Raw genomic sequence first — 24266 nt, 5'->3', positions numbered from 1 at the left:
AGTATATGATGGCGAAGATGATCAAAGAGATGGAACATCCGTTGTACAGAAAGAGTAATAAAATGCGCATGGAGCGATTCGGCAAATGGCTTACTTTCCTGTCAGTCGCCCTGACGGCAGCCATCACCGCAGCCATTTTATTTCTAGTCTTTTCAAAAGGTTTATCCACCTTCATCACGAATGAGGGAAGTGTCAAAGATTTCTTTACAGGCACGACTTGGAACCCAGCGGAAGTAAATTCCCTGGGTAAACCAATTATTGGTGCATTACCCTTTCTAGTAGGTTCAATTGCAGTCACAGGTATATCTGCGTTACTATCCGCGCCGCTTGCAATTGGTGCTGCGATTTTCATGAGTGAGATTGCACCGAGAACAGGAAAGAGGATCATGCAACCGGTGATTGAACTGTTAGTAGGCATTCCTTCAGTTGTTTATGGATTTATCGGGCTAACTGTCGTAGTACCACTTTTACGCGATCTATTTCCTGGTAGCGGATTTGGGATTGCGGCAGGAACGATTGTGTTATCTGTCATGATTTTACCGACAGTCACAAGTTTAGCGTTGGATGCTATTCAGTCGGTGCCACGTTCATTACGTGAAGCATCGCTAGCGCTAGGTTCAACAAGATGGCAAATGATTTGTAAAGTGGTACTGAAAACGGCGAAACCCGGCTTGATGATGGCGATTATTTTCGGAATGGCACGGGCGTTTGGTGAAGCTCTAGCTGTACAAATGGTCATTGGGAATGCTTCGGTCATTCCACATTCATTATTTGAACCAGCCTCTACCGTTACGAGTATTTTAACAATGGGCATGGGGTATACCGTAATGGGGCAAGTAGAAAATAATGCGCTTTGGTCACTTGCACTTGTACTTTTACTGATGTCGCTATTTTTCACGATCACAGTACGCATGATTGGAAAGGGGAAAAATAGCTAATGTCTGCGAAAAGTAAAGATCGACTCGCTACGGCTGGATTATATGTCATTGTAGGCATCATCATTACGACTTTGGCGGGGTTGCTTGGACTTGTCTTTGTAAAAGGTATTCCTCAGCTGAGCTGGCAATTCATCACCTCTCCTCCACAGATTTTTAAAGAGGGGGGAGGAGTAGGACCGCAACTATTTAATTCCTTTTATTTACTAGTTTTGACACTGATTATTTCAGTGCCGATTGCGATTGGTGCGGGTATTTATTTAGCAGAGTATGCAAAAGATCACTGGATCATCCGGTGTATTCGTGTACTGATAGAAGTACTTTCTTCACTCCCTTCCATAGTAGTAGGATTATTCGGATTCCTGTTTTTCGTATTGTATATGGGTTGGGGTTTTTCCATCTTGTCAGGTGCCTTCGCACTTTCTGTATTCAATTTACCTTTACTCGTGCGAGTCGTAGAGCAATCTATTCGTAATGTGCCGAAATCACAGCGCGAAGCAGGATGGGCACTCGGATTTTCAAAGTGGGAAACCATTACGACCATCATACTTCCAGCGGCACTGCCTGGCATTGTAACGGGCGTCATACTGGCATCAGGAAGGGTCTTTGGAGAAGCGGCAGCCTTGATTTATACAGCGGGAATGAGTACACCGATCATAGATTTCACTAATTGGAATCCATTGTCGCCAACATCTCCTTTAAATCCTTTTAGACCTGCAGAAACGATGGCGGTTCATATTTGGAAAATTAATGGAGAGGGAATCATGCCAGACGCAGCGGCCATCTCTGACGGAGCAGCGGCATTGTTAATTATCTCGATTTTATTCTTTAATTTCGCATCACGCATTATTGGCCATTTGATGTTTAAAAAAATGAGTGCCAATTAAAAGGAGAATCATTATGCAATCAGTTGCTTTACAACCTGTCACAATGAAAACCGATAGAACTAAACTGGTTGACAGTCCGGACTTTCAACGCCATTCCGTGTTGGAAACTACTAATTTGTCGGTGTATTACGGTGAGCATTGTGCAGTGGATCAAGTCAGCTTAATATTCCCCAAACACTCTGTAACGGCATTAATTGGTCCATCAGGGTGTGGGAAATCTACTTTTCTACGTTCTATTAATCGAATGAATGATGACATAGACAATTGCCGTACAGAAGGAGAAATCTTTTATCAAGGGGTAGACTTGCACTCACCTCAAGTGAATGTACATGAAATACGCAAACAGATTGGAATGGTATTTCAACGACCTGTGCCATTCGCTACATCTATTTTTAAGAATGTGGCAGCGGGACCCATGCGAGACGGAGTGAAGGATAAGAAGGAATTACAAAGAATTGTGGAAGATAGTCTGAAAAAGGCGGCTCTTTGGGAAGAAGTAAAAGATCAATTACATACATCTGCCTTAAGTCTTTCAGGTGGCCAGCAACAACGTCTATGTATCGCGAGAGCACTTGCGATGCAACCCAGTATTTTATTACTCGACGAACCTGCTTCTGCACTGGATCCTGTGTCTACGGCGAAAATCGAAGAACTGATTTCACAGTTAAAAAAAGATTATACGATTGTGATCGTCACACATAATATGCAACAAGCTGCACGTATTTCGGATGAAGTAGCCTATTTTTACATGGGGCGTGTGATGGAACATGGTCCCACTGAACAGATTTTCACTACTCCACGTCATGAACAAACGGCACATTACATCAATGGACGCATTGGATAGGGAGGGCATCGAAATGCATGTTGTAGAAACTATAGAACGGTCAGCCATTCAAACGGAAGATGTACAATTTTATTATGGTGCGCATCACGCGCTAAAAAATATCAATCTGAAGTTTGAAGAAAAGAAAATCACTGCGCTTATAGGACCGTCAGGGTGTGGAAAATCCACTTTTTTACGGACAATGAATCGCATGAATGACTTGATTCCCGGTGTGAGGACAGAAGGAGCCATTTGGATCGGTAAAGAAAATATTATAGATTCATCTATTGATCCCGTGGAGTTGCGAAAGAAAGTAGGAATGGTCTTTCAACATGCATCCGTCTTTCCATTTTCGATTTATGAAAACATTGCGTATGGACCGCGTATTCATGGAGAAAGAAATAAAAAGGTGCTGGATGAAATCGTAGAAGAGAATCTACGCGCTGCTGCTCTATGGGACGAAGTGAAAGATCAATTGGACCAATCTGCGACAGGTCTTTCAGGTGGGCAACAGCAACGGTTAACCATTGCACGCACATTAGCGACCAAGCCGGAGATAGTATTAATGGATGAACCCACTTCAGCCTTAGATCCAATCTCTACGGCCAAAGTCGAAGAATTAATCAAAACGTTAAAGAAGCATTATACGATTATCATCGTCACGCATAATATGCAACAAGCCGCTAGAATCTCTGATTTCACTGCATTCTTCCTAAATGGAGAAGTAAAAGAATATGGACAGACAGACACCATATTTAACAACCCGCAATTTTCTGAGACGAAAGATTATATAGCAGGAAAATTTGGTTGACTGGGTGAAGCGGAAAATGTAAATAGTATCGCAACTTGTTACATAATAAAGTAAACAGCCAGCCCTCTATAAAAGAAGGCTGGCTGTTCGTGTATTAAGAAATTGTTTCGCTTGCACGTGAAGCTTCAATTTTCGCCATTCGTGCGTCGTATTCATCTACTGTCATATCGTGTTCCACAAAATAACGATTACGAGGATGTGTACGGCAATCGTCTGAACAACTGCGCATATAGAAGTGTTCATTTTCTTCTGAACATAGAATTTTCGCATTGCACTCAGGATTTGCACAGTTTACATAGCGCTCACAAGGCGTGCCATCAAAATGATCGCGTCCTACGATGACATGCTCTACTTGGTTGATTGGAACTGCGATCCGCTCATCAAACACGTAGCATTGACCGTCCCATAACTGTCCTTTTGCTTTAGGGTCTTTACCGTAAGAAACAATACCGCCGTGCAAATGCGCTACATCTTCAAAACCTTCGCGTTTCAACCAGCCAGTGAACTTCTCACAACGAATTCCACCCGTACAATACGCAAGAATCTTCTTGCCTTCAAGCTGTTCTTTATTTTCAATTACCCATTCTGGAAGATCACGGAAGTTTTCAATATCCGGGCGAATCGCACCACGGAAATGACCTAGGTCATACTCATAATCATTACGAGCATCTAATACAACGGTGTTTTCATCTTGCATTTGCTGTAAGAACTCTTCAGGTTCTAAATATTCACCTGTAAGTTCTAACGGATTCACATCTTCAGGTAAGCTAAGATTGACAATCTCCGGACGGAAGCGAACGTGCATTTTTTTGAATGCGTGGCCATCTGTTTCATCAATTTTAAACCATACATCAGCAAAACGTGGATCAGCTTTCATATGTTCCATATACGCGTCTGTTTGTTCAATTGTTCCGGAACAAGTACCATTGATGCCTTCAGCGCCTACAAGAATACGCCCTTTTAATCCGGTTTCTTTACAGAATTCCAAGTGTGAAGCCGCAAACTCTTCAGGCTCCTCAATCGTTACATACTTATAAAACAATAATACTCGATAGTCTTTCTTTTCCATATAAATTACCGCCTTCTGTTTGATCTTTGCAATAGACAACAGCCGAGATCGGTGTGTACAAAGGGACCGTGCGTCCCTTGAACCCGAATTTGCAAGAAACGGGCCCTGAATAGTATAGCATAATTTTATTTTCGAGAAAAGGAATCAAAACGGTATTTCACTTAAATGCCTTTTATTAAAGCAAAACGTGATTACACATGGCTTTGTATCATAACTGATTTGTTGTATACTAAGAGATGGAAATACTTTCATACATATCAGTAGTAAGTAAAGATAGTTGATTGTGAAAAATAGAAGTAGCATACAGAATACTTTTGAACGTGAAGGTATAGTGGACCTGTCGCTAGTAAAATGTAATGTACAATCAATGCTAGGTAGTGTGAAGTAAAGGAGTCTTTTCATGAAAGATACAAATAGAAAACGTCGATCAGTTTGGATCGATAGAGCATTAATTATTACAATCATATCATTGGTATCTATTACGCTACTATTAATTGTAAATGTTATGAAAAATAAAGAAGCTAGCCCTGCTAAACAGGTAACACATGAAGTCATCCCTGCACCGAAACAGGAAGTGTCGGTAGAGTCAAGGACATCACCTTACCCAGGCATTAAAATGTTGACAGAGAAAACGGATGACTCGCAGTATCCTTTTGTCATTCGTTATCCGCAAACAGAGTACGATCCCTTTAATCAGCAGGTGTTAGACTATGTAGATGAATTGAAAATGACATATGCCGCTCAGCAACAAAAGAAAAACAGGGTGTCCAGGTTAGATGTATCTTTTGAAACGCTACAGCATCTATCGGGGAATTATTCTTTTGTCATGCAAGCCGTTACGTATTTTGCTGATCAAGATAGTCAAACGGAAATCCAAACGTTTCATATCAATCCTGAAACAGGGAACGAGCTAACAATTGAAGATATTGTGGATCATAATCTGGAGAAACTCAAACGGATGGCGAGTGTCGTGCGAAACGAAATACATCATAGTCCATCGTTAGAAGATGATGTGATTACGGAAAGTGTTTGGCATCCTACTGAGCCGATGTGGGTTAACTATCGTAACTTCGCCTTAACAGACGATTCACTCAATCTTTATTTTGGTACTGGTGAATTCACCAAAAGGCAAGCTGGGCCGGCAACAGTAGAAATCCCACTACGAAAATTGAATCCATTCTTAGCAAAAGAATTCCAAGTAGCAACAGATGATGCTGAAAAGGAAAAAACCATTGCTCTAACGTTTGATGATGGTCCAGATCCAAATTATACGGTTAGGATATTGCAAACACTTGAGAAATACGATGCAAAAGCTACATTCTTTATGCTAGGTAATCGGGTAAATGCCTACCCTGACATTGCCAAGAAAGTAGCCGAAGCGGGTCATGAGATAGGTAATCACTCATGGAATCATCCTTCATTAACAGGTATACCCGATGAACTTCTTCAAAGTGAAGTAAAAGGTACATCGGATATTATTGAAGCGGTAATTGGGCAGCCGGCAACTGTGTTTAGGCCTCCATACGGTGCGGTAGATGATCGAGTGCGAGAAAGCACAAAATTACCTGTAGTTTTATGGAATGTAGATACTTTGGACTGGGAGCATCATGATCCGGAGCTGTTATTAGAACATATTACAAAAGATACACGTGCAGGTAGTATAATTTTAATGCATGATATTCATGAATCCACAGCAGATGGACTGGACGCGGTACTTGAAAATTTGCAGTCTCAAGGCTATAAATTCGTGACTGTATCTGAAATGGATGATTATTAATAGGAAGTTGTTCCATTGTTTTGTTTAACAATGGAACAACTTTTGTTTTGTACAGTCCTATATACGTACGGCTGTTCATAGACTGTTCAAATAGCTGTAACATGTAATAAAAAAATAGTGATGAACTGTAATTAGTGAAACACAGCATGATATACTAAACCGAATGAAATCATTGGAGGAACGACGAGCATGGAATGGAGAAATTTATATCGTGGGTTTTTGATGGGCATCAGTGACCTAGTTCCTGGCGTAAGTGGCGGAACGATTGCATTTATATTAGGGATCTATGATCAGTTGCTTATTTCAATAAGCGGATTTTTTAGTAAAGATTGGAAGAAACATATCGGATTCCTCGTACCTCTTGGTATCGGAATGGGCGCAACGATCATTCTATTTAGTAAAGTGATCTCGTATTTACTGAAGCATTATCATGAACCTACGCAATACTTCTTTTTAGGGTTAATTGTAGGTGTCATTCCATTTGTTTCTAAGCAAGCTGGATTGAGAAAGAGCTTTAAATTTCATCATATTGTTTTCATGTTAGTAGTCGCAGGCGCACTAGCTTCTACTGCTTTTATAAATCCTATTGATCCCATAACGATTACACATCTGACAGTTAAAAATACCGTTATTTTATTCTTATCTGGTTGGGCAGGTAGTATGGCGATGCTGTTGCCAGGAGTGAGTGGATCTTTTGTTTTACTATTGATAGGTGTTTATGCAACAGTCATTACGGCTATTTCAGACTTTAATATACCGATTATTATCGCCACAGGATGTGGGATAGCTTTTGGATTTATAATTAGCAGTAAATTAATACGCTACCTACTTTCCAATTTCCATACCGGAATGTTTGCCGTAATCATGGGATTAATCATCGGATCGGTTTTTGTGATTTTCCCAGGCATGCCTGAAAGTGGTACGCCGTTTGTCATGAGTGTGATTGCCATTGTCCTTGGTCTTTTGATTGCCAATATATTAAATGGTGTAGGCGATAAAGCGTAGAATGTAAAAACCGCTTGGAGTGAATCTCCAAGCGGTTTTTGTATAGGATTTTACTCTTCCACAATCGTTGTGGTATTTTCAATATCTACATCAGCCATTGGGATATCCAATGCTTTTGCTACACCTTCACCGTATTTGGGATCCGCTAAGTAGCAGTGACGGATATGCTTGATTTTGATCTCTTTTGGAGCGTCACCCATATTACGTGCAGTATTTTCGAATAAACGTTGTTGCTCTTCCATGTTCAAAATATTGAACAACTTACCAGGCTGTGTGAAGTAGTCATCGTCATCTTCACGGAAGTCCCAGTGATCTGCGTCGCCATGAATTTTTAGTGGCGGCTCTTTGAAGTCTGGTTGTTCTTGCCACTCACCGTAGCTGTTTGGCTCGTAGTGAGTAGTGGAGCCCATATTACCATCAACACGCATTGCACCATCGCGGTGGAAGCTGTGGAACGGACATTTTGGTGCGTTAACAGGAATCTGGTGATGATTGACACCTAGACGATAACGTTGTGCATCGCCATAAGAGAATAGACGGGCTTGCAACATTTTATCAGGTGAGAATCCGATACCCGGAACGACAGCTGCTGGTGTAAACGCAGCTTGTTCTACTTCAGCAAAGTAGTTTTCAGGGTTGCGATTTAATTCGAATTCACCGACTTCAATTAAAGGGAAGTCTTTTTTATACCAAACTTTTGTTAAATCAAATGGATTGTATGGCATGTTCATGGCTTGTTCTTCTGTCATCACTTGAATGTACATTTTCCATTTAGGGAAATTGCCATTATCGATATTACTGAGCAAATCGCGTTGGGAGCTTTCACGATCCGTTGCAATGGTTGCCGCAGATTCTTCATCTGTCAAATTTTCAATCCCCTGCTGGGAACGGAAATGGAACTTGACCCAGTGACGTTCATTGTTCTCGTTGATCATGCTAAACGTATGGCTACCGAAACCATGCATTTCACGGTATGAACGAGGAATACCACGGTCGCTCATTAAAATAGTGATTTGGTGTAACGCTTCAGGTAGTCCAGTCCAAAAATCCCAGTTGTTTTTCGGGCTACGCATGTTGGTACGAGGATCACGTTTTACTGCGTGATTCAAGTCAGGGAATTGCAATGGGTCGCGGAAGAAGAATACAGGCGTATTGTTTCCGACCATGTCCCAGTTTCCTTCTTCCGTATAGAACTTCAAAGAAAATCCACGGATATCGCGCTCCGCATCTGCTGCACCACGTTCACCTGCAACAGTGGAGAAGCGTGCAAACATTTCTGTCTGTTTACCAATCTCGGAAAATAGCTTTGCTTTCGTATACTTTGTAATATCATGCGTGACAGTAAAAGTACCGTATGCTCCTGATCCTTTTGCGTGCATACGACGCTCGGGAATGACTTCGCGATCAAAGTGCGCTAACTTTTCAAGTAACCATACATCTTGTAATAGAAGCGGACCTCTTGGACCAGCGGACATAGAGTTTTGGTTATCAACTACAGGTGCACCTGCAGCGGTCGTTAATTTTCTCTTTTGAGAATTGTTCTCATTTTTATTCAAAATATATTCCTCCTCAGTTGTTGGTTTGTAACCTATGAATAGTATTATACCAAAGCGTAATCAAAAAATAAAGCCTTAATTATAATAATTATCATCTAGCAATAATTATTAGTAAGTACAGGTTATTATGTACTGTATATTTATCATAATTTGTCGCTAACTATTTGTCTAGAAATACGATTTAGATTAAGTATCATTGTAGAATGATGTATACTAACAGTAGAAAATGTTTTGCAGAGAAAGGATATCAATATATGAGCACTATGAAAAAATGGTTTCTTTATGCCATAGTACTGAGCAGTTTATCATTAGTATTAGTCGCATGTAGTGATGAAGAAGAGACAGCACCACCAGGGCAAACACCTGAACTGACTCCTAAAGCTCCAGAAGAAGAGGAAGTCGTTGTGGCAGCTGTGACAGACGAAGAGTTATATCAAAACGTAGTAAGTCGGCTGGAACAGGCGGGTTTAACAGTAGGTGAACCAGCAGAAGCTGCGATTGATATGTTTAATGCGGAAAGTGGCATGATAGTTACGATCAATGGGGATGCGTTACTTCCATTACACCTTTATAAACTGAATCCATCTGACGAGCGCCTTGGAATAGTAAAAGAGACAGGCAATCTTCCAGTGTATATCGGAAGTAAGACAGAGCAGTTGGCCGTGAAAAAAATAGATCACTTCATTATCTATCTTCACAAAGGACATCCTGACTACGATAAAGTTATGAAAATAATAGATACGTTATAATTAAAACGACTTGCTTCCTTATATGGGGAGTAGGTCTTTTTTTTGTATATTCGAAGATTGACATATTGGATGAAGTGCTTAGTCAATTAGCAAATGATCATAACAACAGCTCAAACGCTCATAACTTTCGTCAAGTGCTCATAGTTCATGCATACCCGCTCTATAGCTTCTTCTAAACGCTCAAACTTACAAAGCACTCGCTCTATCATACTCGTTACCCGCTCAAAATAGTCATCCGCCCGATAATGAACCAAGGATCCGTCCTACCAACAGGAATCTCAGCCTACAAACCACGAAGCGTAAGAGAAAAACCATCGAAACTCAGTCAAATCGTCATTTTTCACGTGTTGTTACAAAGCCGCCATAACTTTTAGACAGTTTCGTCATAAGTTTGCAGGTTTGTAACAGGAATATCGTACATAGTTCACGAACTAATTTTTGTTCTGCGTTATTCTAGGTAATAGAGACACAGTTCGAAAGGAGATCAGCAAAAATGTTGGAAGAAGTCTTATTAGCGAGAATCCAATTCGCATCAACTACATTGTTCCATTTCATTTTCGTCCCTTTATCCATCGGCTTAGCACTGATTATAGCGATCATGCAAACGATGTATGTAGTGAAGAAAGATGAAGTGTACTTGAAAATGACGAAGTTCTGGAGTGTGTTTTTCCTAATTAACTTCGCGATCGGCGTAGTGACCGGAATCATACAAGAGTTTCAATTTGGAATGAACTGGTCGGCTTACTCTAGATTTGTTGGGGATATCTTTGGTGCTCCACTAGCAATTGAAGCTTTACTAGCGTTTTTCCTAGAATCTACATTTATCGGAATTTGGATATTTGGTTGGAATAAGCTTCCGAAGAAATTACATTTAGCTTGTATCTGGTTAGTATCAATCGGAACGGTTATGTCCGCATTCTGGATTTTGGCAGCTAATTCATTCATGCAAAATCCAACAGGCTATGTACTACAAAATGGCCGTGCGGAAATGAATGATGTAGTCGCCTTGCTGACGAATGAAAAACTATGGGTTGCGTTCCCGCATACGATTTTTGGAAGTTTCGCTACGGGCGCATTCTTCGTTGTCGGTGTCAGTGCGTGGTATTTGATCAAGAAAAGACAAGTAGACTTCTTTAAAAAGTCTTTGAAGATTTCATTAGTCGTTGGTATGTTGTCAGGTCTCGGTATTGCATTTACAGGTCACGCTCAAGCTCAATACTTGATGCATGCACAACCAATGAAGATGGCTGCGGCAGAAGCGCTATGGGAAGATAGCGGTGATCCGGCTGCATGGACGTTGTTTGCCAAGATTGACGTGGAAAAAAGAGAGACAACTAAGCGTATCGATATACCTTATATGTTGAGCTATTTAACATACAGTGAGTTTAAAGGGAAAGTACAAGGTATGAATGCATTAGAACAACAAATGATTGACCAGCATGGGGAAGGAGAATATCTTCCGCCTGTTAAAACGACATTTTGGAGCTTCCGTATAATGGTGATCACAGGCGGTACACTACTTGGATTAGGCGCACTTGGTTTGTTCCTCATGTTCCGAAAGAAAATTATGGAGTCCGTTTGGTTCTTACGAATTTTAATAGTGGGGATTTTCCTACCGTTTATAGGAAATTCATTTGGTTGGATTATGTCTGAAATGGGACGGCAGCCATGGGTAGTAAATGGCCTGATGAAAACAGCTGATGGGATTTCACCAAACGTCTCAGCAGGGCAGATTCTATTTTCACTTATTTCCTTTTCTACCATCTATACGATCCTCGGTATCATCATGGTCGTATTGTTCGTAAAATTCATCCAGCGTGGCCCCGAAGAACAACCGGAAGAGGATGTATCGGCAACAGATCCATTTGAAACTGGAGGTGCAGGACATGCCATTAAGTGATATTTGGTTTATATTGATCGCTGTCCTATTCATAGGATTTATCTTCTTAGAAGGATTTGACTTCGGCGTTGGAATGAGTACGAAGTTCTTGGCGCGTAATGATTTGGAGAAACGTATTGTCATGAATACAATTGGACCTGTGTGGGATGCGAATGAAGTCTGGTTGATTACAGCGGGTGGTGCGATGTTCGCTGCATTCCCACACTGGTATGCGACCGCTTTTAGTGGTTTCTATTTACCGTTTGTTGTCTTGTTGCTAGCCTTCATCATTCGAGGTGTAGCATTCGAGTTTCGTAATAAAGTCGATTCCAAAGCTTGGGTCAAGACGTGGGACTGGGCGGTATTCATTGGGAGTATCTTACCTCCAATCCTATTTGGCGTATTTTTCACGAGTTTGATTCGTGGATTACCGATTGATGCAGATATGAACATGTATGCAAGCTTTACGGACTTCGTCAATGTCTACACAGTTATTGGCGGTGTGACATTTGTCCTATTGTCGTATCTGCATGGTTTGCTGTTTATCGGCTTAAAAACTGTAGACGAGTTACGTGAGCGTGCAAATGCAGCAGCACGTAAAGTGTATGCATTGTCTGGAGTATTCCTAGTTTTGTTTATCATCTTTACGTATTTGGACACAGACGCCTTTACAGATCATGGTACGATTCTGATCCCATTATATAGTCTGGCGCTGGTCTTATACGGTTTACTGTTCTTCTTCTTGAAAACGAAGCGAGAAGGACTGAGCTTTACGATGACTGGTTTAGTGTTGATCATGATCATGGCAAGCATTTTCATCGCGTTATTCCCGAATGTGATGATCAGTTCAATGGACCCTGCATTTAATATGTCGATTGCAGAGGCAGCTTCAGGAGACTATTCATTGAAGATCATGACAATCGTAGCATTTACTATGGTGCCAATCGTTTTGGCGTATACAATTTGGAGTTATTACGTGTTCCGTAAACGGTTGACAGGTGATAAGGAGCATCTAGAATACTAATGGATAAATATTTGCTTCAATACAAAGGAAGTAAACAAGTGATGGTGTTGATTGGACTACTTACTGTAGTTCAATCCATCGCCATTGTAATTCAAGCGATTTTTTTAGCGAAAGCCATTACACAATTGTTCCAAGGTGCAGACTGGAGTGAAGCACTTCGGTCATTTGTGATTTTTGTCGTCGCAAACAGTTTGCGTCATGTAATTCAATGGGCAAAAGAGCGTATTTCGTATCGCTTCGCCGATTTAACAGCAAAGGATTACGAGCAACAATTACTGAAGAAAATCTTTGATCTAGGTCCTCAAGTAGTTGGGAAATATGGGTCTGGACATTTGGTGACACTTGGTTTGGAAGGCGTCCCGAAGTTCAGAAAGTATCTAGAATTGCTAATACCGCGGACGTTAGCGATGGCTATTGTTCCGTTTGTCATTGTGGTATATGTCTTTACATTAGATATCATGTCGGCTGTGACACTTATTATAGTGTTGCCGATTCTAATCATTTTCTTAATACTCATTGGATTGGTTTCGAAGAAGAAAATTGATGAACAAATGGATACGTACCGTTTATTATCTCGGCACTTTGTCGATTCGTTACGGGGGATTGTGACGTTGAAATATTTAGGACGAAGCCGAGCGCATGAGCAATCCATTGCGATAGTCAGTAATAAATATCGTGTGGCGACGAATCGTTCGTTGCGTTATGCGTTCCTGTCTTCGTTTTCATTGGATTTCTTTGCAAGTCTATCTGTAGCGGTAGTGGCGGTTGAACTCGGTCTGCGATTGATCAACGGACAAATTCTACTTGAACCGTCTCTTGCTATTTTGATTTTGGCGCCTGAGTTTTTCTCTCCTGTTAGAGAGTTAGGGAACGACTTCCACGCGACAGCTGATGGCAAGGATGCAAGCTTACAAATTCACAATATCTTGGAAGAGGAAACAACCGTTCAGCCAGTGATTGTTTCACCGATTGCCGCTTGGAACGACGAGGCAAAGATGGCGTTACGAAATGTTCAAGTCAAAATCGATGAACAAACTATATTTGAAGGGTTGGACTTAGAACTACATGGATTCACAAAAGTAGGCGTTATTGGTCATTCAGGGGCAGGAAAATCAACACTTATTGATGTTTTATCAGGTTTCACACTACCGACTGATGGAAGTTGTGTGCTAGACGGACAAGAATTGCCGCACTTAGCTACTGCTGATTGGCAAAAACAAATTGCGTATATTCCACAGCATCCTACGATTTTCCCGGATACTGTCATGGGAAATATCCGCTTTTATGAACCAGATGCTACATTGCAGGAAGTACAAGATGCGGCAGAGCGCGTGGGTCTGGATCAGTTGATCGCAACATTCCCGGCAGGTTATGAAGAACGGATCGGAGCGGGTGGAAGGGTGCTGAGCGGTGGAGAAGAACAGCGGATCGCGCTCGCTCGTTCGTTACTGCAACGTCGTCAAATTTTATTATTTGATGAGCCAACTGCTCATTTGGATATTGAAACAGAGCATGAATTAAAGCAAATGATGTTACCGCTTCTAGAAGACAAACTCGTGGTGTTTGCGACGCATCGTATTCATTGGATGCAGGAAATGGATACCATCGTAGTACTAGAAAATGGTAAAGTGGTGGAAACGGGCTCTCACGAACAATTATTGCAGCAAGACGGGGCTTACTGTCGTTTACTTGAAGCGCGTGGAAGGGGGCATGCTGTATGAACTTGTACCAACAACATATACTTCCCTACGCCCGTAAATACAATAAAACGATTTTATCGACTATATTGCTCGGAACATTGACCATTCTTTCGGCTGCGATGTTGACTTTTACATCAGGATACTTAATTTCTCGTACATCGGAAAGGCCTGAAACGATATTACTCGTTTATATTCCGATCGTGGCAGTCCGGACATTTGGTATTTCGCGTGCAGCGTTACGATATGTAGAGCGTCTGCTCGGCCACAATGCCGTATTGAAGATTATTGCGGATATGCGCGTCCAGCTATATCACGTACTCGAGCCACAAGCATTATTCATTCGTTCCCGTTTTCAAACGGGCGATTTACTTGGGGCGCTAGCGGATGATATTGAACATTTACAAGATGTGTATATTCGTACGCTATTTCCTACGGTCATCGGTTTATTTCTATTCAGTTTTTCGGTAATTGTATTGGCGGTCTATGATTGGAAATTTGCGCTTATTATGGCGGTGTTGCTGGCGATTGTGACATTTGTTTATCCCATGCTTTCCCTTTATATAATGAAGAAAAATCAACTGCAGTCGAAAAAACTTCACAGTCAATTATATAATACAATGACAGAAGGAATTTTTGGTTTGCGTGATTGGATCATCAGCGGGAGAAAAGAACAATTTCTTGCTTCATTTAAAGAAGAAAGTCATGCAAGCCATGCCATTGATAAAAAATTAGCGTATTGGCAACAATCTCGAACGATGCAATTGCAAATTTTCTCTGGATTACTAGTTTTAGTTGTCGGTGTTTGGGCAGGACAGCAAGCGGCAACAGGTTCATTGGCACCTACGTATATTGCTGCATTTACATTGGTGACGTTGCCGATTTTGGAAGGTTTGATTCCTGTGTCATTCGCGATCGAACGATTACCTGCTTATGAAGCATCTTTGCAAAGGATTGACAACATTCATAAGCAAAACACTACAGTGAATCAAATCGCACTGGAGCTAGATGATGTAGATGAAGTGTCTATAGTCCTCGATGATGTGAGTTATCGTTATGAAGGTGAGCAAGAACATGCGGTACGAAATATTTCACTTGTCATTCAACCAGGTGAAAAAATTGCAGTACTTGGTAAGAGTGGCGCAGGAAAATCCACTCTTATACAGTTATTATTAGGCACTGTTCAGCCGACAAGCGGACACGTACATGTCAATGAACAATCCGCCTCTCTCTATGGAGACTCTATGTATGAGATCATGAGCGTCTTAAATCAAAAGCCTTATCTTTTTGCCACAACAGTTCTGAATAACATAAAATTGGGTAAAGCGTCTGCTACTATAGAGGACGTACAACGGGTAGCTGAACAAGTCGGTTTATATGAGTATTTGCAATCACTTCCCGAAGGCTTGAAAACTCAAATGGAAGAAACAGGACAAAGATTCTCAGGCGGAGAGCGTCAACGAATTGCTTTGGCGCGAATATTATTAAAACAAACGCCAGTTGTTATTTTGGATGAGCCGACTGTCGGTTTGGATCCGGTAACAGAGCACTCCCTTGTCGAAACGCTTCATCACTCGTTAGAAGATAAAACGGTCGTATGGATCACACATCATTTAATGGGAATGGAAAAAATGGATCGTATTCTTTTCATGGATGATGGGGAAGTCGTCATGAACGGGACACATACAGAACTAGTAGCTACGAATGAGAGGTATCGTCAGCTGTATGCATTGGATCAAGGTATATAAATGGATTACATTATGGCGACTAGTATAAACGAATAAACGAAACCGACGATGTCATTTCTTTAACAGAAAAGACATCGTCGGTTTTGTTTCTGGATATAAAGAATCAACTATGCTCATGGTGTTCATCTCATGATTGCTTAGAAAAAAGGTAGATGAATGAAATAACCGATTAGCAAGCAAATGGTCGTGGAGACGATTACACCGGGTATAGCAAACAACACATATCGTTCAACACTCATCCCGCTCATCCCCGAAATATAACAAATGAAATGCCGCATACCTGGAACAAAGTATCCGAATGTCACTGTCCAAGAGCCATAATTCATAAACCATCGCTCAATCTTGTGCATACGATGTGGCGTAAGGTATAAATAATTTCCAAAACGATGAATCAATGGTTTACCAAGTTTCCTGCCGATCATATAAGTAAACAATGTGCCGACCATCACTCCAGATAGTGTAAAAATAATGGTGAATACAAACTGAAATGTACCTGCTGAAGTTAAATAACCGGCAAATGCTACAAGTACTTCATCCGGCATAGGAAGCCCGAAAATACCAAGAGCTAAAAAGAAAAATATAGAAAGATAGCCGTACTGCACTATAAATTCTTGAAGATGTTCCATCCGAAAACCTCATCTACTTACGATTGCCACTCTCCGATCCTATCACCCACTTGAATTTCTGTAAAAGGCATTTCTTCGGGCGTAAATGCATCATTCTGTTCAATGAATAAAATAACAGTGGACCCAAATGCAAAATGACCAAAATCTTGCCCCTTTACACAAGTCGTTTCAGAATTTGCAATGCGAACACTATTTACATTTAAAGCACCCACTTTGACGATCGCTATCCGTCCAAAATCCGTCGAGAGTTCCGAAATGACTCTATGGTTCGAAGAAAACACATCGCTTCGCATCCGAATTCCTAAATCATTTACGGGATACGAAGTAGAACCTAATGCATAACGATTTACTAACGTTCCCGAAATAGGATAATGGAAATGATGATAATGTCTTGGAGAAAGATAGAATAAATAATAATAACCATTCGTATAACGAGCGGCTTTTTCCGCATCCCCAAGCAGTGAAGTTAGACTGTATATTTTATCTTTCACACTAAATTGTTGTTGTGTATCGATACTGCCTGAGTCGCTCAAAACACCATCAACTGGTGAGATTAAGACTTTTTGACTGCGATCCATCTTTCTTTTGCCGGGCTGTAATGAACGAGTAAAAAAGTCATTAAGACTTTTATAATGTTCTATCGGGTATTCTGCTTCGTCTACTTGAATATGATAGAACGACGCAAATGGCTTAATTAGCGGTTTGCTAATGCGTGAGGTAGTTAGTTGTTTAAGCAAAGCCGAACTGACTGGTGATCCTGTTAATTCAACAAATGATGTGAAAATATGTTTTTTCATCTTTTCTTCCTTTCATTAAAAGCATATACTAAAGAAGTGTACGAGGAGGCCGTAACTTGTTTTCATTTAGATATTTTGATTATACTAAACTAAAATCTCAATTGGCGAATATCATCACACTTTTTAATTTGAGTTTAGGGATTATAGCGATATTACTTGTGCTTCAAGGTCATGCACATATGAGTCTGATGTTTATCTTTTTCGCTGCATTATTTGATCGGTTCGACGGAATGGTGGCTCGGCATTATCATGCAGAGTCGGCATTTGGTAAAGAACTCGATTCGCTCAGTGATTTAGTTTCATTTGGTGTAGCACCTGCTATTCTACTCTATGATGCTGCGTTGACTGATACGATGTGGATTGGTTTGTCCGCTGTAATTTTTTATGTTTTAGCAGGCGCTGTCCGTTTAGCCCGCTATAATGTAGAAGAATTCGATGGTTCGTATTATGGCATGCCCATAACAGTAGCTGGTGTCTTACTTACTTTAAGTTATTTTGCAGTTCCGTATTTGATTGCACCTTACATTGTGATTTATATGTGCGTACTTGCATGGCTTATGGTTAGTCGTATTCGTATAGCGAAAGTGTGAAAAGTGTCTTACAGAGAATTTATTCTGTAGGGCTCTTTTCATTGTGGGAAGCTATCACTGACATCCGAATTCTGTTATGCTTAAAGAAAACTAGAAGGAGTGGTCAGTATGTCAGGACCCGCGTTAAGACAGCTTCATTCACATAAAGCGATTCATGAAGGTGGACTTTCTGGAGCCATAATGAAAACAGATGAGCTAATAGAATATGTAGAACAAGGTGAAACGGAAATGGTTCAGCAAGCTTGCGATCATTTATTAGATTATTGGAAGACGCGCGTCATCAGTCATGCGGATGCCGAAGAAGACGGCTTTTATAAACAAGTAATGGAAGACAAGCCGGAACTTGAGCGAGACATTATCCAGCTTACACGCGACCATGATTTAATGCGAATACTCGTTGCAGACATCGAGGCGTTACGTGAGGAAGACCCAACCGTGACGCCTGAAATTATGCAGAAATTTAACGGCTTAATTGTAGTGAATGAATTACATAGCCGAGAAGAAGAGCGCTTATTATTTCAATCATAAAAATTACTAACTAAGGGAAGGTGGTGGCAATCATTCAAAATCCGTTAGATATATTGGATAAGTATTTTGGTTATTCAGCATTTCGAGAAGGGCAACAGCGAGTGATTGATCAAGTGCTACAAGGTGATGACTCACTTTGTGTCATGCCGACAGGTGGCGGGAAGTCCGTCTGTTATCAAGTACCGGCATTGGCGATGGAAGGAACTGTTCTTGTCATTTCACCGCTGATTTCCTTGATGAAGGACCAAGTCGATGCATTGCACCAGTTAGGTATTCCAGCAGCGTATATTAATAGTACGTTATCGTCAGAAGAATACTTTGGCATAATGGATCACGCACTCGAAGGCAAGTATAAATTGTTGTATGTTGCCCCTGAACGATTGGATTCCGAATCTTTTCTAAACCAATTGCAAAAAATGACGATTCCGCTCATTGCGATCGATGAAGCGCATTGTATTTCACAATGGGGACATGATTTCCGTCCAAGTTACCGAAATATCCACCGTATTTTTGATTACTTGAATAACCGTCCGATTGTTCTTGCACTGACCGCGACAGCTACGCCTGAAGTACAGGATGATATATGCCAGCAGTTACATATACCGCCTGTTAGCCGTGTTGTCACCGGTTTTGAACGGAGTAATCTATTATTTTCAGTGGTGAAAGCTCAAAATCGTGATCAATTCGTCAAAGAGTATACACAGAAAAACAAAAACGAAGCAGGAATTATCTACGCTGCCACTAGAAAAGCAGTCGAGCAAGTATATGCATTGCTTGAAAAAAACGGTATCCCAGTAGCGAAATATCATGCAGGATTACCAGACTACGAACGACAACATCAACAAGATCGATTCATCATGGATGATGCACGTGTAATGGTGGCAACTAACGCGTTCGGTATGGGAATCGATAAATCCAATATTCGCTACGTGATCCATTATCAAATGCCGAAAAACATGGAAAGTTATTATCAAGAGGCTGGGAGGGCAGGGCGTGACGGGCTCGACAGTGATTGCTATTTGTTATTTTCTTCGCAAGACGTCTTAACCCAACGCTTCCTCATCGAACAGTCTCCCGATCCTTCCCGTGTATCGAATGAAATCAAAAAGATGCAAGTGATGGTAGATTACTGTCATACAGAAGGTTGTCTGCAAACACACATCATCAAGTATTTCGGTGAAGACGATGTCGAAGATTGCGGGCGTTGCGGTAACTGCACCGACACGCGCGAACAGTTTGATGTAACAGTCGATACGCAAAAAGTGCTTTCCTGTGTGATTCGTATGGGGCAACGATTTGGTAAGACGATGGTTGCGCAAGTACTGACGGGATCGAGAAACAAGAAGCTCAAAGAACTGAACTTCGATGAACTATCAACATACGGACTGATGAAAGGCCGCCATGCAAAAGATGTGGCAGATTTCATTGAATTTTTAATTTCGAAGAATTATCTACAAGTTGAAAGTGGGCCGTACCCGACGATTTTTGTTAGTGAAGACGGGAAAGAGGTCTTGCTAGGAAAAGTGAAAGTTTGGCGTAAAGGCGAGATGGTAACAACTGTTGTCGCTAAGGATGACCCGTTATTCAATGAACTACGGGCGGCGCGTCTAAAACTGGCACAAGAAGCGGGTGTCCCACCGTTCGTTATATTCTCGGACAAGACGTTACGGGATATGGTAGCCAAAATGCCTGCCACAGATGAAGAGTTATTAACTGTGCAAGGGGTAGGCGAGACGAAACTTGAACGTTACGGGGAAGTGTTCCTTGAGATTATTGAGTCGTTTTCCACACAGCAAGCGTAAACTAAGAGATGTGCAGAAAGTCGTAAAGCTACGACTTCCTGTGACATCTTCTTTTTCATTTCTAGGTTTGTGGAGTGGAAACGGAAAGGCTGGTTGTAACAGTGCGACGCTTCAGACAGGACGCTTTCCTGAGGGCCCGCCAACTGCAACTTCAATCTCCTCGTTCTTCCTAATTAGAACTTACACCACGTAAAAAAGGTATGTCCGTTGAAGTCATGTGACCTCGATGGACATACCTTTTTGCATAAAATGTATTAAGCAGGTCGATTATACTCTGTAGGACGAGTATCTTTTCGCAGACCGATTAAAGTGAAAATAGCCGCGATCAGCAGAATGGCACTTGCCAACATAAAGGCATGATGGAATTCCAAGTCCAATAGACCGATAGCACTCGATCCTATTACCACGCCAAAGGAGAAGAATGCGTAGAAGAATCCGTACGCCTTACCTCTTGTTTCGGGTTCGGTGGAATCAATAAGCAACGAGTTGATAGAAGGAAACAAGAAGGCGAATCCAGTTCCATAGACCACCATCGCCAACATCATCCATAATAGATCGTTAACTTGTGATAAGAACAACATACTGCTACTCATCAAAATCAAGCCGCTTGCCAATGTGACCATCGGACGGGCGATATCGAAAATACGGTTGATCGGCAAAACGAAAATCAACACAGCGACTAGACCGAAAACACTTAACAGCATGCCAGTCGTTTTCGCATCAAATTGAAGGTACTCTACTTTTAGTGGAAGTACTAATGCTAACACGCCTTGTGAAAACATCAGGAAAAATGCGCCAAGGAATGCTCGGATGATACCAGGATGACGGAAAAATGCTAACGGCTTTACCGCTTTTTGTTTCGCTGTCTTCACCTTTCTTACGTATGTAAAGGAACGTAAAAATATCACAGCGCCAATTGTCAGCAGAACCATAAAGACGCCATTGATGGCCATAATGGTCACAACGCTTGTCTTAACGGAAACGATTCCGCTGTAAGCGGGGCCGAAAATGGCGGCAAGTCCAACAAATGCGCCTGAGATCGCAGCATTTCTACCACGCTTGGAACGTTCGGAACCGTTAGCGAGAAACGTAAAGGCAGCCGGAATAATCAAACCTTCCGTTAAGCCGTGCAAAAATCGAATGCCGATTAATGAACCTGAACCAGAAATCAATCCATATGCAAACAAAGACAAAGCCGACGTGAATAAACCAAATAATAGAATATAGAATGGACCTTTGCGATCTGTCAAAATACCTGAGATGATATTTCCAAAAATATTCGCAAACGAGTAAATACCAACAGACAATCCGACGATGAAAGCGGAAGCACCGAGGCCTGTAGCAAAAGGACTCATGATTGGTAATTGTGAAAATAAATCAAAGAACGAGAAGAAAACAATTAGATAGACAAAAAAGCGCATAAAAGATCCCTACTTTACAAATAATTCAACTACTATCTATTTTACCATGAAACTTTTCGAATTGAACCGAACTGCTCAAAGTTGAACTACTCCCGCTTTCACTGCGTTTAGAAGAGGGAGATTCCTAAGAATACCAGCGTAACCACTAGTTATGGATTAGGCGATCCCCGCAGTCCCTGCGGTTCGAAGTCTGATGGCTTCGTTTTTAAGGTTTATACTTGCGTTCAGATCTCGGTCATGATGGCATCTGCAATTCGGACAGTCCCATTCACGCAAGGCAAGATGCTTCACGTCTTGGTTTCTAGCCCCACATCCCGAACAAAGCTGGCTGGACGGAAATGTTTTTCCAACGATTACCACGTGTTTGCCATACCATTTCGCCTTATATTCCAGCATAAAACGAAACTGCGACCAACTCACGTCGCTGAACGCTTTCGCCAATTGGGGATTTTTGAGCAGTTTCACTACTTGCAAATCCTCGATTCCGATGACATCGTGGTTTTTGATGTTTTCGGTTGATCGTTTATGCAAGTAATCTTTTCTTTTATTGGCGATCGTTTCGTGGATGCGTGCGACTACGATCCGTTGTTTCTGATAATTTTTCGCGTCGCTCAATAGACACTTCCTCTTACGAGCCGATTCCTTCCGTCTTGAAAGAATCCGCTCTGCTTTCGCTAACTTTTTCTCCATCGAGCGAAAGAACTTTAAGTTTTCGTATACCGTTCCGTCTGACAAGACAGCGAAATCCTTCAATCCGACATCAATCCCAACTGCAGAGTTGGTCTTAGGCAGTTCGGATATTACGGTTTCCACCAGGACGGACACAAAATATTTTCCAGTGGCAGTACGTCGAATGGTCGCATTCATGATTCGTCCATCTACTTCTCGGCTTTTGGTGAGCTTTACCCAACCGAGCTTAGGGAGTTTAATCGCATGGCCGACAATGGCGATATTACCGTTCGTTTGTTTGGTTGTGTACGATTGAACAGGATGATTTTTCGATTTAAAGCGTGGTATAGCATTTTGTTTGTTGAAAAACCTTGCAAAAGCGTCCGCTAGATTTTTCAAGGAAGACTGAAGAGCAATACTATCGACTTCTTTCAGCCAAATCGTATCTTCTTGCTTTTTTAATTGCGTTAATTCAGCAGAACAGATGCCATATGAAAGCCCTTTGCCGGTTTCCTTAAAGGTGTGTTCCCACTTGTACAAGAAGTGATTAAAGACAAACCGGCTGCAGCCAATGGTTCTGGCAATCAACATCTGCTGTTCTTTCGTTGGATAGATTCGGAACCGAAACGCTTTGTGGATCAGCATGAAGTGCACCTCCATCATAGGGAATGTATGTTCCTATTGTAGCAGACTGGTACACTTTTTGGCTAGCGCCAACCGACATACATCTCCCGCTTACTCATAGGGCCGTGCCCAATTCATTCCTTGAAGCGGGAGTCTTCTGTCGGAAATAAGATAAATATTCGCAATCTATCATCCTTCGCGGTAAAATGAGAAACGTAAACAAGAAAGCAAAAGGGGATGAGTGATCTTGACGAAAGAAATTCGAGTAGGAATCGCTGGATACGGTAATTTAGGGCGAGGAGTAGAGTCGGCTATCAGTCAAAATGAAGATATGACATTAGTTGGTGTGTTCACGCGCAGGGAGCCGGAAGACGTACAACTACTCTCAGAGCAAGTACCTGTCCATAAGCTGGACGAAATTGAATCCTTTACAGAAGATATTGATGTATTGATTTTATGTGGTGGATCCAAAAATGACTTGCCAGAACAAGGGCCAGCCCTTGCAAAGCACTTCACAACGGTAGATAGTTTCGACACACATGCGAAAATTCCAGAATACTTTGCAGCAGTTGATGAAGTAGCTAAAGAAGCTGGGACTACTGCCATCATTTCTGTCGGATGGGATCCGGGTTTATTTTCGATCAATCGCTTAATGGGTGAATCTATTTTGCCTGAAGGTGAAACGTATACATTCTGGGGTAAAGGGCTAAGCCAAGGTCACTCGGATGCAGTGCGCCGTGTTGATGGTGTAAAGGCAGGCGTTCAGTACACATTGCCAGCTGAGGACGCGATCAATCGCGTACGTAACGGTGAGCATCCTGAGCTTTCAACTAAAGAGAGACATACACGTGAATGTTATGTCGTTCTTGAAGAAGGAGCAAGTGAAGATCAAGTTCGTGAAACGATTGTGACCATGCCTGATTACTTCGCAGATTACGATACGACTGTTCACTTTATTACAGAAGAAGAACTTCGTCTGGATCATGCCAAGATGCCCCATGGCGGTTTCGTTATTCGAAGTGGCAACACGGGTAAGCACACAGATCAAGTCATTGAGTTCTCACTTAAATTGGATAGCAATCCCGAATTCACATCAAGTGTCCTAGTAGCATATGCAAGAGCGGCTTATAAATTGCAACAAAAAGGCGATACTGGAGCGAAAACAGTATATGACATCGCACCAGGCTTGTTATCACCTAAATCACCTGCAGCTATTCGTAAAGAATTATTGTAATACTTGATCAATATT

Annotated in this window: 21 protein-coding genes; 15 read left to right on the top strand and 6 right to left on the bottom strand. The window is 41.5% G+C overall.

Annotation, left to right across the window (positions count from 1 at the left end; genetic code table 11):
- The first annotated feature begins 8 nt into the window (after positions 1–8).
- The 4 genes from pstC to pstB (SporoP17a_RS02860) are packed head-to-tail and all read left to right on the top strand — an operon-like array spanning position 9 to position 3456.
- Positions 9–938 (top strand): phosphate ABC transporter permease subunit PstC, encoded by a 930-nt coding sequence (pstC, locus tag SporoP17a_RS02875; protein WP_237262366.1) that lies wholly within the window; start codon positions 9–11, stop codon positions 936–938.
- Entirely contained in the window at positions 938–1822 is an 885-nt protein-coding gene (gene pstA / locus SporoP17a_RS02870) for a phosphate ABC transporter permease PstA (RefSeq protein ID WP_083032174.1), read from the top strand. Before pstC ends, pstA begins: the two co-directional genes overlap by 1 nt.
- A 43-nt stretch (positions 1823–1865) precedes the next feature.
- Complete coding sequence (pstB, locus tag SporoP17a_RS02865; RefSeq protein ID WP_237262413.1) at positions 1866–2666, top strand: phosphate ABC transporter ATP-binding protein PstB; 801 nt, start codon at positions 1866–1868, stop codon at positions 2664–2666.
- A 13-nt stretch (positions 2667–2679) separates the two neighbouring features.
- Positions 2680–3456, top strand: coding sequence for a phosphate ABC transporter ATP-binding protein PstB (gene pstB, locus SporoP17a_RS02860; protein WP_083032168.1), 777 nt, complete (start codon positions 2680–2682; stop codon positions 3454–3456).
- 94 nt (positions 3457–3550) lie between these two features.
- Here the strand turns inward: pstB (SporoP17a_RS02860) and SporoP17a_RS02855 are convergent, their stop codons facing one another.
- Positions 3551–4525 carry an oxygen-dependent tRNA uridine(34) hydroxylase TrhO gene (locus SporoP17a_RS02855; protein ID WP_083032165.1) on the bottom strand — a complete coding sequence of 325 codons (975 nt, stop codon included), beginning with the start codon at positions 4523–4525 and terminating at the stop codon, positions 3551–3553.
- Between the two features lie 400 nt (positions 4526–4925).
- On the opposite strand from SporoP17a_RS02855, the gene SporoP17a_RS02850 reads away from it, so the two are divergent.
- Positions 4926–6302, top strand: a complete 1377-nt coding sequence (locus tag SporoP17a_RS02850; protein ID WP_083032162.1) for a polysaccharide deacetylase family protein — start codon at positions 4926–4928, stop codon at positions 6300–6302.
- Positions 6303–6491: 189 nt separating this feature from the next.
- Positions 6492–7307 (top strand): DUF368 domain-containing protein, encoded by an 816-nt coding sequence (locus SporoP17a_RS02845; RefSeq protein WP_083032159.1) that lies wholly within the window; start codon positions 6492–6494, stop codon positions 7305–7307.
- A 50-nt stretch (positions 7308–7357) separates the two neighbouring features.
- Here the strand turns inward: SporoP17a_RS02845 and SporoP17a_RS02840 are convergent, their stop codons facing one another.
- Entirely contained in the window at positions 7358–8782 is a 1425-nt protein-coding gene (locus tag SporoP17a_RS02840) for a catalase (RefSeq protein ID WP_237262412.1), read from the bottom strand.
- A gap of 335 nt (positions 8783–9117) precedes the next feature.
- Between SporoP17a_RS02840 and SporoP17a_RS02835 the strand changes: the two genes are divergently transcribed.
- The 5 genes from SporoP17a_RS02835 (at position 9118) to cydC (ending at position 15960) form a co-directional block, all read left to right on the top strand.
- Entirely contained in the window at positions 9118–9612 is a 495-nt protein-coding gene (locus SporoP17a_RS02835) for a hypothetical protein (protein ID WP_083032153.1), read from the top strand.
- 496 nt (positions 9613–10108) lie between these two features.
- Positions 10109–11512: a cytochrome ubiquinol oxidase subunit I gene (locus tag SporoP17a_RS02830; protein WP_083035858.1), complete on the top strand. Its 1404-nt coding sequence runs from the start codon at positions 10109–10111 to the stop codon at positions 11510–11512.
- Positions 11499–12515, top strand: coding sequence for a cytochrome d ubiquinol oxidase subunit II (gene cydB / locus SporoP17a_RS02825; protein ID WP_083032151.1), 1017 nt, complete (start codon positions 11499–11501; stop codon positions 12513–12515). Before SporoP17a_RS02830 ends, cydB begins: the two co-directional genes overlap by 14 nt.
- Positions 12515–14236, top strand: a complete 1722-nt coding sequence (gene cydD, locus SporoP17a_RS02820; RefSeq protein WP_083032148.1) for a thiol reductant ABC exporter subunit CydD — start codon at positions 12515–12517, stop codon at positions 14234–14236. Before cydB ends, cydD begins: the two co-directional genes overlap by 1 nt.
- On the top strand, positions 14233–15960 hold the full coding sequence (gene cydC / locus SporoP17a_RS02815) for a thiol reductant ABC exporter subunit CydC (protein WP_083032146.1): 1728 nt from the start codon (positions 14233–14235) through the stop codon (positions 15958–15960). Before cydD ends, cydC begins: the two co-directional genes overlap by 4 nt.
- Before the next feature lie 137 nt (positions 15961–16097).
- On the opposite strand, the gene SporoP17a_RS02810 is transcribed toward cydC, so the two are convergent.
- Positions 16098–16586 carry a DedA family protein gene (locus SporoP17a_RS02810; protein WP_083032143.1) on the bottom strand — a complete coding sequence of 163 codons (489 nt, stop codon included), beginning with the start codon at positions 16584–16586 and terminating at the stop codon, positions 16098–16100.
- Positions 16587–16603: 17 nt separating this feature from the next.
- Positions 16604–17383, bottom strand: coding sequence for an archaetidylserine decarboxylase (asd, locus tag SporoP17a_RS02805; RefSeq protein ID WP_083032141.1), 780 nt, complete (start codon positions 17381–17383; stop codon positions 16604–16606).
- A gap of 56 nt (positions 17384–17439) precedes the next feature.
- Between asd and pssA the strand changes: the two genes are divergently transcribed.
- The 3 genes from pssA (at position 17440) to recQ (ending at position 20303) form a co-directional block, all read left to right on the top strand.
- Positions 17440–17973: a CDP-diacylglycerol--serine O-phosphatidyltransferase gene (gene pssA / locus SporoP17a_RS02800; protein ID WP_083032138.1), complete on the top strand. Its 534-nt coding sequence runs from the start codon at positions 17440–17442 to the stop codon at positions 17971–17973.
- Between the two features lie 108 nt (positions 17974–18081).
- Positions 18082–18501, top strand: coding sequence for a hemerythrin domain-containing protein (locus SporoP17a_RS02795; RefSeq protein ID WP_083032135.1), 420 nt, complete (start codon positions 18082–18084; stop codon positions 18499–18501).
- Positions 18502–18530: 29 nt separating this feature from the next.
- On the top strand, positions 18531–20303 hold the full coding sequence (recQ, locus tag SporoP17a_RS02790) for a DNA helicase RecQ (protein ID WP_083035857.1): 1773 nt from the start codon (positions 18531–18533) through the stop codon (positions 20301–20303).
- 254 nt (positions 20304–20557) lie between these two features.
- Here the strand turns inward: recQ and SporoP17a_RS02785 are convergent, their stop codons facing one another.
- Both SporoP17a_RS02785 and tnpB read right to left on the bottom strand, forming a co-directional pair.
- Positions 20558–21724, bottom strand: coding sequence for an MFS transporter (locus SporoP17a_RS02785; protein ID WP_083032132.1), 1167 nt, complete (start codon positions 21722–21724; stop codon positions 20558–20560).
- A 156-nt stretch (positions 21725–21880) separates the two neighbouring features.
- Positions 21881–23038 carry an IS200/IS605 family element RNA-guided endonuclease TnpB gene (tnpB, locus tag SporoP17a_RS02780; protein WP_083032129.1) on the bottom strand — a complete coding sequence of 386 codons (1158 nt, stop codon included), beginning with the start codon at positions 23036–23038 and terminating at the stop codon, positions 21881–21883.
- A 226-nt stretch (positions 23039–23264) separates the two neighbouring features.
- On the opposite strand from tnpB, the gene SporoP17a_RS02775 reads away from it, so the two are divergent.
- Positions 23265–24251 (top strand): diaminopimelate dehydrogenase, encoded by a 987-nt coding sequence (locus tag SporoP17a_RS02775; protein WP_083032126.1) that lies wholly within the window; start codon positions 23265–23267, stop codon positions 24249–24251.
- Positions 24252–24266: the final 15 nt, after the last annotated feature.

The organism is Sporosarcina ureae, assembly GCF_002082015.1.
In the GTDB taxonomy this organism is placed as follows: Bacteria; Bacillota; Bacilli; order Bacillales_A; family Planococcaceae; genus Sporosarcina; species Sporosarcina ureae_A.
The sequence above is the reverse complement of the archived record's forward strand: the minus strand, read 5'-3'. Positions and strand labels throughout refer to the sequence as shown.